General features: G+C 63.2%; 10 protein-coding genes. 6 read left to right on the plus strand and 4 right to left on the minus strand.

Annotation, left to right across the window (positions count from 1 at the left end; translation table 11 throughout):
- Window positions 1–12: 12 nt before the first annotated feature.
- Genes mch through CIT25_RS31740 form a run of 4 tightly spaced genes read right to left on the minus strand, consistent with a single transcriptional unit; the run spans window position 13 to window position 3,995 of the window.
- On the minus strand, window positions 13–969 hold the full coding sequence (gene mch, locus CIT25_RS31725) for a methenyltetrahydromethanopterin cyclohydrolase (RefSeq protein ID WP_095489035.1): 957 nt from the start codon (window positions 967–969) through the stop codon (window positions 13–15).
- Entirely contained in the window at window positions 966–2,114 is a 1,149-nt protein-coding gene (locus CIT25_RS31730) for an ATP-grasp domain-containing protein (protein ID WP_245330083.1), read from the minus strand. The genes mch and CIT25_RS31730 overlap by 4 nt, the downstream gene beginning before the upstream one ends.
- Window positions 2,092–2,985 (minus strand): NAD(P)-dependent methylenetetrahydromethanopterin dehydrogenase, encoded by an 894-nt coding sequence (locus CIT25_RS31735; RefSeq protein WP_095489036.1) that lies wholly within the window; start codon window positions 2,983–2,985, stop codon window positions 2,092–2,094. Before CIT25_RS31735 ends, CIT25_RS31730 begins: the two co-directional genes overlap by 23 nt.
- 41 nt (window positions 2,986–3,026) lie before the next feature.
- The gene (locus CIT25_RS31740; protein WP_095489037.1) at window positions 3,027–3,995 is read right to left on the minus strand and encodes a beta-ribofuranosylaminobenzene 5'-phosphate synthase family protein; all 969 of its coding nucleotides are present in this window, start codon (window positions 3,993–3,995) and stop codon (window positions 3,027–3,029) included.
- A gap of 159 nt (window positions 3,996–4,154) precedes the next feature.
- On the opposite strand from CIT25_RS31740, the gene CIT25_RS31745 reads away from it, so the two are divergent.
- The 6 genes from CIT25_RS31745 to CIT25_RS31770 all read left to right on the plus strand — a co-directional run bounded on the left by CIT25_RS31745 (window position 4,155) and on the right by CIT25_RS31770 (window position 11,051).
- Window positions 4,155–4,535 (plus strand): 4a-hydroxytetrahydrobiopterin dehydratase, encoded by a 381-nt coding sequence (locus CIT25_RS31745; RefSeq protein ID WP_095489038.1) that lies wholly within the window; start codon window positions 4,155–4,157, stop codon window positions 4,533–4,535.
- Between the two features lie 118 nt (window positions 4,536–4,653).
- Window positions 4,654–5,760, plus strand: coding sequence for a molybdopterin-binding domain-containing protein (locus tag CIT25_RS31750; RefSeq protein ID WP_095489039.1), 1,107 nt, complete (start codon window positions 4,654–4,656; stop codon window positions 5,758–5,760).
- Complete coding sequence (locus CIT25_RS31755) at window positions 5,754–7,385, plus strand: formylmethanofuran dehydrogenase subunit A (RefSeq protein WP_095489040.1); 1,632 nt, start codon at window positions 5,754–5,756, stop codon at window positions 7,383–7,385. The genes CIT25_RS31750 and CIT25_RS31755 overlap by 7 nt, the downstream gene beginning before the upstream one ends.
- On the plus strand, window positions 7,373–8,281 hold the full coding sequence (gene fhcD, locus CIT25_RS31760) for a formylmethanofuran--tetrahydromethanopterin N-formyltransferase (RefSeq protein WP_095489041.1): 909 nt from the start codon (window positions 7,373–7,375) through the stop codon (window positions 8,279–8,281). The genes CIT25_RS31755 and fhcD overlap by 13 nt, the downstream gene beginning before the upstream one ends.
- The gene (locus tag CIT25_RS31765; protein WP_095489042.1) at window positions 8,278–9,087 is read left to right on the plus strand and encodes a formylmethanofuran dehydrogenase subunit C; all 810 of its coding nucleotides are present in this window, start codon (window positions 8,278–8,280) and stop codon (window positions 9,085–9,087) included. Before fhcD ends, CIT25_RS31765 begins: the two co-directional genes overlap by 4 nt.
- A 380-nt stretch (window positions 9,088–9,467) precedes the next feature.
- Window positions 9,468–11,051 carry an ABC transporter substrate-binding protein gene (locus CIT25_RS31770; protein ID WP_095489043.1) on the plus strand — a complete coding sequence of 528 codons (1,584 nt, stop codon included), beginning with the start codon at window positions 9,468–9,470 and terminating at the stop codon, window positions 11,049–11,051.
- Window positions 11,052–11,160 lie beyond the last annotated feature (109 nt).

An 11,160-nucleotide genomic window follows, 5' to 3' on the forward strand; every position in this document is an offset into this window, starting at 1 on the left:
CACCGCCATGGTCTAGCCGAGGCTCCGTTCGAGCATCCGCAGATCACGCTCGCCGGCGCGAAACGTGTCGCCAGTCTCGATCGCCGTGACGATCACTTCGGCCGGGCTGAACAGCAGCGGATCGATGGCATAGAAATCACCCTTGAACCGCTTGAAAACCTCGGCGAACGGGTGGCCGTGGTCCCGAGAGGCGCGGCTCGGCAGTCGCTCCGCGAGCTCCCTGGCGTCTTTCGCCGAGCCTTTTACGAAGAGCTGAACGCTGCCGCCATAGATGATGGCGTCGTTGGTTCTGCCCATGGCGGTCAGGAAATCCGGATGGGGGGCGGGGATAGGCGCAGTGCCGATGCCGTCGATGATATTCTCCAGCGGAAACTTGAGATCGTTGCTCTTGTGCAAGGCGACTTCGAGCGCGCGCGCAACGATCTGCACGCTGCCCGCAAGGCTTTGTGTCGGCGCATAGAGGAAGGTGAGCTTTTCGGTTGGCAATCCGGTCGCCTTGCCGACCTTCTCGACGATCGCTTGGGGCGGCGGTTCGGCCGTCTCCAGGATAAGCACGGCGGATGACGCGGTGTCGCGATAGGAAAGCGCTTCGAACAGCGGCTCGACGCGGGCGAGCGCCCGCGCCGGTCCCGATCCCATGGCGAAATAGCCCTGGCTCGACAGGTTCCAGCCCGCATACTGGCTGCCCAGGCAGGCAAGCACTGGCTGCGAGGACCGCACTTCGATGGTCAACGGCCATTTCTCCGACGCGCGGTCCATGCAGACCGAAATGCTGCCGAGCCCGCCCATCGCGGCTTCCGCCATGCGCAGCCCGGCCTCGACGCCGCCGGTGGCCTTGGCGCCGGCATCGATCAGGCACTCGCCCAATGGCCCCCTGGAAACGGCGATACGCAGGCGTTCGGCGTTGCCGATCATGCCGTCGATGATGCGCTGCGCATTGTCGTTCAGGAATGCCGAACCGTCTTTCATGTCCGGTCTCCTTCCCATTGGTGTTGCAATCTGCTGGCTTGTCCCTTGATGAGCCGCCTGGTCAAATTGGCGCTCGGACCGCGCGCGAAGATGGTGCAGACAGGATCGCCAGCAATCAGACGGGTGCCGGGCGACTGATGGTCCGCAGTCCATTCAGGCCAGGCAATCGATGGAAACTGGGCGATCGGCGCCGCGGCGTAGGTCACCATCGATGCCATCGAATCGACGAAGCGCGGCAGGTGGTAGGCCCTGCCTGCCGCAGCGCGCAGATGCGCTTCGATCAGCGGCGCGTCGGCATCGTCGAAAATGTCGAGCGTGGCGCCTGGCCTCGGGTTGATCTCGATGAGCTTGTAGCCATCCGGTCCGCGAATGAGATCGGCGCTGCACAATCCAACCAGGCCGGCGCGGCGCGTCAGGCCTGAAAGCCAGCCGCGGATCATCGCCGCCTGCTTGCGATCGAAGCGTCTCAACCGCACGGCGCCGCCATAGCGGTAGGGCGCTGCCGGGGCGGGGGACGCCCATTGTTGGCTGAAGCCGACGATATCGGCGCTTTGGCCGTCGCCGACGAACAGAGCCGAGATGCTGCGGCCGGCAACGAAACGCTGGAAATAGCGGCCGCCAGGGACCTGACACTGTAATATCGGGGTTTCTCCGGCGGCCCGTCTGATATGCGCGCCGCCGGCGCCGCCCGCGGTCTTGACCACCCAGTTCTCCGGATCGGGCGGCCGGCTCCATCGGAATTCCGGATGCGGGATGCCGATTTCGGCGCAATCGGCGGCCAGCAGTTGCGGGTCCTTGATCCTGCGGATCGCGGCGCCACTATTGCCGGCGAGCGGAAAATGGCGCGCGACCTCGTCTACTGTCTCCGTCATCCGCTCGAAGCCCGAGCCCAGGACGATGGCGACCGGCCGGTCGTCTCCAGCCAGTTGCCGAAGCGTCTCGACGATGCGCTCGCCGTTGATGCTGCCCTGCAGGTCGCCCGGCAGCATCGTCGCGCGTTCGGCGAGCGCGACCGTGTCGGTGTCGCAAAAGAAATCGGCGACCAGCGGACGATAGCCGGCGCGGCGCGCAGCGGCAGCCAGCGCCCGGCCTGAAATCGCCGCGATCAGGAGGGATCCGGCGTTACTTGGCAATCTCGCGTGCAAGGGAAAATGCTTCCTGGAAATCGAGCGTGATGGTTTTTTCGGATTCGATCATTCTTTTGAAGAGGCCGAATTCGACCTTGTATTTCACGTTGCCGATGGCAAGCGGACCAATGCCGACAGCTTTTGCCGCTTCGAGCGGATCGCTATTGGCGTTGACGGCCACGCCTTCGATGCCGGCCGGCGGAACCGCATTGACGTCGGCGGCAATGAGCAGGCCGTCGCCTTTCAACTGGGCTTTCGAGACCACCTGAACGCCGGCCTTGGCGCAAGCCAGGATCACCTCGCTCGCCTCGACCAGCTTCGTCTTCCGGGCGTCGCTCGATCCGTCAGCCGCATCGACGTCGATCTTGAATCGGCTTTTGATCTCAGCCGCGATCTGCTCGACCCTTTCGATGCCGTCATGACCGACAAGCGTGACCCGGGCGCCTTCCTTGGCCGCGATGACGGCTGTGCAGAAGCCGACGACGCCGGTGGCGCCGAAAACAGCGATCCTCATGTCTCTCAACCCACGCTCGAATTTCTTCTCCAGCGCTTTTTCGACCTTGGCCACCATCGCCGCGGCCGTGGTGAACGAGCCGGCCGGATCGGCGAATACCGAAACCTGGAAAGGCGGCACCATCGCCTTTCGCGCTGCGTCGAACATGTCGAGCGCCAGCGAGGCATCCTTGCCGGCGATGAAGATGCCGGTATCGACCCCTGCATCGGGCGGGCGCGAAAAGATCGCGTCCTGCACGAGGCCTGTCACCTCGCCGAGGCTTACGTCGACATAGGGGACGACGGCGTCGAAGCCTGCATCGAGCGCCATGTTCACGTCGAAAGGGCTCATGTGTTTCAACGGCGTCAGCATGTGCAGGATATGTTTGCGGGCCATTTCTCGCCTTTCTTCTTGAACCTGATCGTGTTGCCGAGCCGTCAGCTGCCGACGAGATCAAGTTTGGTCGAACTGATCTTCGCGCCGGAATTCCTGCCCTTGACGATCCTGATCTCGATGCCGTGCTCAACTGTCTGCTGAACCGCGCTGACGAACCTGACTGCGGCGTCTTGCGATGGGGCGAAGGCAAACCCTGTTGGCCCCCATGAGCTCTGCCCGATGCCGACGGCGCCTGCTTCATTGAGAGCATGGGCCACCCTCTCGACCCGCTTGGAGGTGAAAACGCCGCCTTGCGCCGGGGCGAAATGGGTGCCGATCAGCATCTGGATCGCGGCGACGGCGGCGCCGAAGGCTGGAAGGTCGTGCTCGACCAGAGCCGGCATCATGCCCATCAGCACCCGCCGGCAGATCTCGCCGCTGCCGGATGCCGGGAAGGGTGGCAGCGAGCGAAACGCCGCGATCTCGGCATCGCCATGCAGTCCATGCCCGCCATGGTCGAGGATCAGGATGACGCGCCACTCTTCCGGAAACGGCAATCGCGCCACGACCGGCGGCGGCCTGCCGCTGTCGTCCTTGCCGGCGTCGACAATGACACCACCGCTTTCGAAACTGGCGATGCCGATGCCGGATCGGCCGCCCCGATCGAGCAGGGTCGCGTCGCCGCCGATATCGAGAGGCAGTTGGTGGAGCGTGCGCAGCGCCGAGGCGACGGCAAGGGCGATCTGCGTGCCGGAGCCGAGGCCGGCATGGCTCGGGATCGACTGCTCGACCACCAGCCGGTGCTGACCGCGAACGCCGAGATGGCTGCAGAGCGTCGACAAATGTTCGCCGGCGCGACGGCTCTCGGGGCCTTCGACGATGGTCTCGCTGGATCGAGACAGGGTGACGACGGTTTCGGGTTCGCTCAGAGGTAGCCCGACGCTGCCAAAGCGACGTCCGGTATCACCATTGAGATCGAGGAAGCCAAGGTGCAGGCGGGAGGGCACTCGTATGGTGACAGAATTCGACATCTACCCCCCGATGGGTGCATCATAGACGCATCATGGAAGTTTAGGTGCCCGTCGCCATGATAGCTGTTTTCGTAGAAGGGGCAAGCCGGAGAGAGTGCATTCGTTTTATCTTCTTTGGCCCCGGCGCGAAAACGGACCGGGCCATTCGCGGAGGTCGAGATGAGCGAGACAGCTAAGGAAAAGGTCTATTCGGAAGCCGAGATCGCCGACCGGCTCGAGAAGGAGCTGCCGAAGTGGCGCTACGAGAACGGCTGGATCCGGCGCAAATACAAGACCCACAGCTGGAAATCGACACTGATGGTGATCAACACGGTCGGCCATCTCGCCGAGGCGGCGTGGCACCATCCCGACATCACGGCGTCCTATGCCTGGGTCGAGGTGCGCCTGATGAACCATGCAGCGAAGGGCATCACCGACAAAGACTTCGAGCTGGCCAAAAAGATCGAGGATGTTGTCCAGTGGCAGCCGGCCAAGGAAGGCGGCGCGCTGGAAGGCACTCCGCCGACCGATCAGCGCTTCGCTTACATCAAATATGATTAAGCGCGGTCGGAATTTGTTGATGGCGTATGAAAACATTCGCTAATCTGCTGGCAGGCGGGGTTCACGGCCGATCCAGTTTCGTCTAGGATCGGGCCGGCACCAGAAAGTAGCGTAGTGAATGGCGGTTGCTTGGATCGGCAACCGGGAAACGCTGGTCGAGCGCGCGGCTGCACATGCCGCTGCGTTGTTGGGGTCGAGCCGGTGCCCGGTTTTCAGCTTGGATACGGATATACACGGCACCAGAGCGGCGATCGCGCTGGCTGAGCGGGTTGGCGCGGCATACGATCATGCCGATGGCGCGGCAGTTTCCCGGGAGACCGCGCTTTTTACCGACAAAGGCGCGATGACCGTCGCGCCCGGCGAGACGCGCCGGCGCGCCGATGTCGTGGTGATCGTGGGCGAACTCCCGCAAATCCATCATGAATTTGTCGGCGAACTCTCGGACACGGTTCCCGATCTCTCGGCCCCCGATCTCACAGGCAAGAATCAACGTGAAATCTTTCTGGTCGGGTCGAACGGGGCGTCTGCGCCGCCGTTGAGCAACGGGCGGACGGCGACGCTCCTCTCCTGCGGCGAGGCAAGCCTCGGCGCGACGCTGGCGGCGCTGAGGACGCAGTGCAGGGGGCGTCAGACTTCGCAGCCGGTGTCGAACTTCGACGATTTCGCCAAAGCCCTGGAGGCTGCGCATTTTCCAGTCTTCCTGTTTTCAGGCGACGCAACCGAAGGGCTGGCGCTGGAGATGCTGCAAGGACTGATCGCCGATCTCAACCGCAAATCACGCGCATCCGGCCTTCATCTGCCGGCGCGCGAAAACGGATGGGGAAGCGCGCTCGCCTCGACCTGGATGGCGGGTTTTCCGCTGCGCACGGGCTTTGCGCGCGGCTTCCCGGAATTCGATCCCTGGCGTTACGATGTCGCGCGCATGATCGCTGCCGGCGAAGCCGACCTGCACCTGCGGATCTCCTCCTCAATTGTCCAGCCGCAGAAGAAAAGGAACCGCATGGCGCTGATCGCGTTGGCGAAAACGCAGAAGCCGGTCGCGGGCGCTGCGGTCACCATCGCCATCGGCGAAGCGGGCGTCGATCACGAGGCGGTGGTCTATTCCAGCCGCACCGGTTCGCTAAGGTCGATCGATGCGCGAGCGGCGTCCGAACTGCCCTCCGCTGCGACTGTCATCCGCCTGGTCGCCAGTCATGTCTCCGCCGAGGCCGCGTTGCCATGCTGACGAAAATTGCGGGCGGCGACATCATCGATCCGGTCAACGGTCGTCTCGGCAAGGGCGACCTCTGGATCAGGGACGATAAGATCGTTGCGGCGCCGGCGGGGGGCGCTGCCGACCGGACCATCGACGCTGCCGGCTGCGTCGTGATGGCGGGCGCCATCGACATCCATTCCCACATCGGTGGCGGCAATGTGAACACGGCACGGCTGCTCCTGCCCGAGCAGCATGCCGCGCATCAGGCGCGGCCGGCGACGACGCCGCTCTCCAATGCCGGCTGGTCGACCTTCCAGACCGGCTGCCTCTACGCCAAGATGGGTTTCACCACGGTCGTCGAGCCGGCTATGTCGCCGGGAGCGGCACTTCACACCCATCTCGAATTGGCCGACATCCCGATCATCGACAAGGCGACGCTCGCCATTCTCGGCAACGACGATTTCCTGCTGTCAATGATCCGCGACGACGCTTCGTCTCAAATGATCGAGGACTATGTCGCCTGGACAGTCGCCTCGACACGGGCGCTTGGGGTCAAGGTGATCAACGCCGGCGCGGCGGCCGCCTTCAAGGAAAACGTCCGCACCTTCTCGCTGGACGATGTGGTGCCTTCCTATGGCGTCAGCTCGCGCAAGATCGTCAAGACGCTGCAGGCCGCCGTCGACAGCCTTGGCGTCCCGCACCCTCTGCATGTCCATTGCAACAATCTGGGCAGTCCCGGATCGGCGGACACGGCGGCCGCGACGATCGCGGCAGCGGAGGGGTTGCCGATGCACCTCGCCCACCTCCAGTTCTATGGCTACGGCACGGAAGGCAAGCGCAGGTTTTCCTCGGCCGCTGCGCGTCTCGCCGAACTGGTCAACGCGACGCCGGAAGTCACCATCGATATCGGCCAGGTGATGTTCGGCCAGACGGTCACCGTCTCCTCCGACGTCATGCGGCAGTTTTCGGCGCGTGGCAGCGCGAGCCCGAAGAAATCCGTCATTCATGACGGCGACGGCAATGGCGGCGGCATCGTGCCCTACAGCTATGGCAAGGATTTCTATGGCGCGATGCAGTGGGCGATCGGGCTCGAGCTTTTTCTCCTGATCAACGATCCCTGGCGTGTCTTCTTCACCACCGATCATCCCAATGGCGCGCCCTTTACCGTCTACCCGGCTCTGTTCGAGCTGCTGATGAGCCGGGAAGCGCGCACCGAAATGATTGCCGGACTTCCAAAATCCGCCATGGCGCTCTCCACCCTGGCCGCAATCGACCGCGAATACACGTTCGAGGAAATTGCCATCATGACGCGCGCGGCCCCAGCCAAGCTGCTCGGGCTAACAGACCGGGGCCACCTCGGCGCCGGCGCCATAGCCGATATCGCTGTCTACCGCAGGGACGGGAACATCGCGAAAATGCTGGGGCAGGCGGCATATGTCTTCAAGGATGGCGATCTCGTCGTGCAGGATGGAGAGATCACCCATTACCGGTGGGGCAAGGCGCTCAGGCTCAATCCGTCGCCGGACAAGGCAATGGTGCGGCGTCTGGAGGACTATCACCAGCAGCGCTACGGCCTGTCGCTGGACTGGTTCAATTTCCCAGATTCCGCGATCGCGCGCGAACAGCCATTCGGCGAGGTTGCATGCCGAACGTGAGCGTAAATGGCATAGTGATCGACGATACCTTTGCCGAGGCCTTCGGCATGCGCGCGACCGCCATCATCATCACCGCGCCGAACCGGAAATGGGCTCGCCAGGCGGCGATCACCATGACCGGCTTTGCCACCTCGGTGATCGGCTGCGGCTGCGAAGCGGCAATCGACGTCGAACTGCCGCCATCGGCCACACCGGATGGCCGGCCCGGCTGCCGCGTGATGATCTTTGCGATGGGAACAGACGAACTGCAGAAACAACTGCTCAATCGCGTCGGCCAGTGTGTCTTGACCTCGCCGGGTTCGGCCTGCTTCGCCGGACTGGAGGGCAGCGCCGAGTTGAAGCTCGGTTCGGCGCTGCGTTATTTTGGCGACGGCTGGCAGATCTCCAAGAAAATCGGCGGCCGGCATTTTTGGCGCGTTCCCGTCATGGATGGCGAATTCCTGTGCGAAGCAACGACCGGGCTGACGAAGGATGCCGTCGGCGGCGGCAATTTCTTCGTCATGGCTGAAAGCAGCGCCAAGGCCTTGGTTGCCGCAGAGGCCGCGGTCGCCGCGATAGGCCTGGTGCCCGGCGCGATCGTGCCGTTTCCGGGCGGCATTGCCCGTTCGGGTTCCAAGATCGGCGGTAAATACAAGGGCATGATCGCCTCGGCCAACGAAGCCTACGCGCCGACACTGCGCGGTGTCGTCAGGAGTGAGCTCGGTCCCGACATCAACGCCGTCCTGGAAATCGTCATCGATGGCGAGACCAACGATGCCGTTGCCGCCGCGATGAAGGCCGGCATCAACGCCGTCATCGAGCTCGGGCCGAAGCGAGGCGCGGTTCGCATAAGCGCCGGCAATTACGGCGGCAAGCTCGGCAAATTCATCTATTCGCTGAAGGATATGCTGCCATGAAGGCGCTGACCTTCACCCTTGTCGCCGAGCCGCCCGAGCGCCTTGACCTGTCGCCGCTGACGCCAGAGCGGCTTGCCGGGATCGAAAGGCGCGATATCGAAAGAATCCAGATCGGCATGTCGAAGCATGGATCGAAGGTCGGCGATATTTTTCGCGTCGCCGGCAACGATCCGCTGGACATCGTGTTCGAAGGTGGAAGCGCGCGCCTCGATCGCGTGGCGGAAGGCATGCGGGGCGGTTCGGTTCGTGTCGTCGGCAATGCCGGCGCCCAGGCCGGGCGCGCCATGCGCGGCGGCAAGCTGACGATCGAAGGCAATGCGGGTCCGCATGCCGGCTCCGGAATGCGCGGCGGCAGGCTTGAAATAACAGGCAACGCCGGCGATCACCTCGGTGCGCCGCTCGCCGGGGAGCTGGCCGGCATGAATGGCGGCGTGCTGATCGTCAGGGGCAAAGCGGGCGCTTTTGCCGCCGACCGCATGCGGCGCGGCCTGATCGCGGTGCTGAAGGGTTCAGGCGACAATGCCGGCAGCCGCATGATCGCCGGCACGCTGGTGGTGGCCGGCGGCACCGGCGAAATGCCCGGCTACCTGATGCGCCGCGGTTCGATCCTGCTCGATCGCGCGCCGAAAAGTCTGTCGCCGAGCTTCGTCGAATGCGGCGCGCCGGAGAGCGTTTTTGCCGCCATCGTCGATCGCCATCTGATCGCCGAGGGTATTTTGAAACGGCCGCTTCTGGGCAATGCGCCGCAAAAATATGGCGGCGACAACGCGGTGCTTGGAATGGGTGAGGTTCTTTTCCCTCGCTGAGGCGTGTTGATTACGCAAATGCCTTCAGCGCCATGCTCCAGCCGACATCCGCAAATTGCGGCTGCATGTTCCGGTTGAATAGCTGATTTTCTTCCCGCGAGATATTTTCGCGCAGCGTTTGGCTTTGCGACGTTTTGGAAGAAACCACACCACTCCACAACCTAATCCAATGCCGCCTTATTGGGCAATGAGGCTATCTCGGCGTTTCTCCAGCAGAACGTTTTCGCGTCAATATGCCCAAAATATCAACATTGTAAGGCAATTGCGCTTTTTTGGCGCAGTATCAGCAGCGCACAGCAGAATCCGTGTTGCCAAGTGGAGAGTTTTGGCTAACGTAAGAAAAACCACAAAACCACATAATGAAAAAAGGGGAACGACATATGACCGAGTCAAGCAGGCGTGATTTCATGAAGGGCATGGCGGCGTTCGGAGCGGGCGCCGGTCTTATGGTGATCAACCCGGAATTCCTGGTCTCTGGCGCGGCTGCGCAGGCGGGCAAGCAACTGGTCTTCCTGTCGGCCGAGAACATCACCGGCAACTGGGATCCGACGGCGCACACGACGCTGTCGCAGAAGAACATCGAGGGTTTCGTCATGGGGTTCCTGACGCGCACGCCTATGCGCGTCGAAAGTCCCGACGAGGTCATCTACGAGCTCGCCACAAAGATCACCTTGCTTGAGCCGACCAAGCTTGAGATCAAGCTGCGTGAAGGGGTGAAGTTCCACGACGGAAAGCCGTTCAAGGCGGAAGACGTCAAGGCGACGTTCGAATACGGCTCGCAGCCCGACCGGCCGGCGCAATGGTATCCAGGCCCGACCGAGACGCTGACAATCACGACGCCGGACGACTACACGGTGATCGTCGACACATCGAAGGGCGGCTATCCGGCGCACCTGTTCATCTTCCTCGCCTCCTACCTGCCGATGCTGTCGGCAACCGACATCGCCGCTGGGCCGAGCGGGCCGCTTTCGCAGCGCCTTAACGGCACCGGGCCTTACAAGTTCGTCGAGCAGCGAGGCAACGACACGGTGTTGGAGGCCTACCCGGGCTACTTCCTCGGGGCGCCGACCATCCCCGGCATCAGCTTCAATTTCGTTGGCGATTCGACCACCCGCATGCTGTCGCTGATGAACGGCCAGGCGTCCATCGTGGAGCGGCTCGAACCGGAGCAGGTGGCGACCCTCAAAGGTAACGAGAATGTGGCGATCAGCAGCGTGGTCTCGGTCGAGAACAAGTATCTGTGGTTCCGCTGTTCCAAGCCGCCCTTCGACCACCCGCGCGTGCGAATGGCGGCCTGTCACGCGATCGACCGGTCCATGCTGCTCGAAATCCTCGGCGAAGCCGGCCATGCCTCGGCGAATTATGTCTCACCGGTGAAGTTCGGCTATGTCGACCTGCCCAATTATCCCGAATACAGCCCGGAGAAATGCCAGGCCCTGCTCGCCGAAGCCGGCTTCCCGAAGGGGCAGGGCCTGCCCGAACTCGAATACATCACCTCGGTCGGGTTCTATCCCAAGACCAAGGAGTATGGCGAGGTGATCACTGCCATGCTGCAGGAGCAGGGGTTCCCCGTCACGCTGTCGGTGCTGGAGATCGCGGCGTGGAATGAGCGTCTCTACGACCGTCCCGGCGGCGGTCCGGGCCATATGGTCGACTGCGGCTGGTCGACCGGATCGCCAGAGCCGGACCTCGTGCTGCGCACGCATTTCCATTCCTCGTCCAAGCGCATCACCGGCATCGTCGATCCCGAACTGGACGCCTCACTCGACAAGGAGCGCAGCGCGGCGTCGCTCGAGGAGCGCAAACAGATCCTCCAGACCGAGACGATGCCGATGATTGCCGCGAAAGTGCCGTCGTTCTCCCTGTTCACTTCCGTCATGATCCACGCGATGGACAAGTCTCTCACGGGGCTCTTCATCTATCCGGACGGTTCGATGGATGCGTCGAAGGGGGCGTTCGCCTGATTGGCGTCAGCCGCGGCCCGGGAGAAACAAACCCGGGCCGTGACAGCCGTCGAAGCGCAGCCCTGTCTTGCCTTCTCCCACAAGGGGAGAAGGAGAGCCGGCAACCAGT

The organism is Mesorhizobium mediterraneum (genome assembly GCF_002284565.1).
GTDB classification, from domain to species: Bacteria; Pseudomonadota; Alphaproteobacteria; order Rhizobiales; family Rhizobiaceae; genus Mesorhizobium; species Mesorhizobium mediterraneum.

What these genes read in the sequence shown, in the direction of transcription:
- mch (WP_095489035.1), bottom strand. Translation starts at nt 969, where the DNA reads ATGAAAGACGGTTCGGCATTCCTGAACGACAATGCGCAGCGCATCATC.
- CIT25_RS31735 (WP_095489036.1), bottom strand. Translation starts at nt 2,985, where the DNA reads ATGGCCCGCAAACATATCCTGCACATGCTGACGCCGTTGAAACACATG.
- CIT25_RS31740 (WP_095489037.1), bottom strand. Translation starts at nt 3,995, where the DNA reads ATGTCGAATTCTGTCACCATACGAGTGCCCTCCCGCCTGCACCTTGGC.
- CIT25_RS31745 (WP_095489038.1), top strand. Translation starts at nt 4,155, where the DNA reads ATGAGCGAGACAGCTAAGGAAAAGGTCTATTCGGAAGCCGAGATCGCC.
- CIT25_RS31750 (WP_095489039.1), top strand. Translation starts at nt 4,654, where the DNA reads ATGGCGGTTGCTTGGATCGGCAACCGGGAAACGCTGGTCGAGCGCGCG.
- CIT25_RS31755 (WP_095489040.1), top strand. Translation starts at nt 5,754, where the DNA reads ATGCTGACGAAAATTGCGGGCGGCGACATCATCGATCCGGTCAACGGT.
- fhcD (WP_095489041.1), top strand. Translation starts at nt 7,373, where the DNA reads ATGCCGAACGTGAGCGTAAATGGCATAGTGATCGACGATACCTTTGCC.
- CIT25_RS31765 (WP_095489042.1), top strand. Translation starts at nt 8,278, where the DNA reads ATGAAGGCGCTGACCTTCACCCTTGTCGCCGAGCCGCCCGAGCGCCTT.
- CIT25_RS31770 (WP_095489043.1), top strand. Translation starts at nt 9,468, where the DNA reads ATGACCGAGTCAAGCAGGCGTGATTTCATGAAGGGCATGGCGGCGTTC.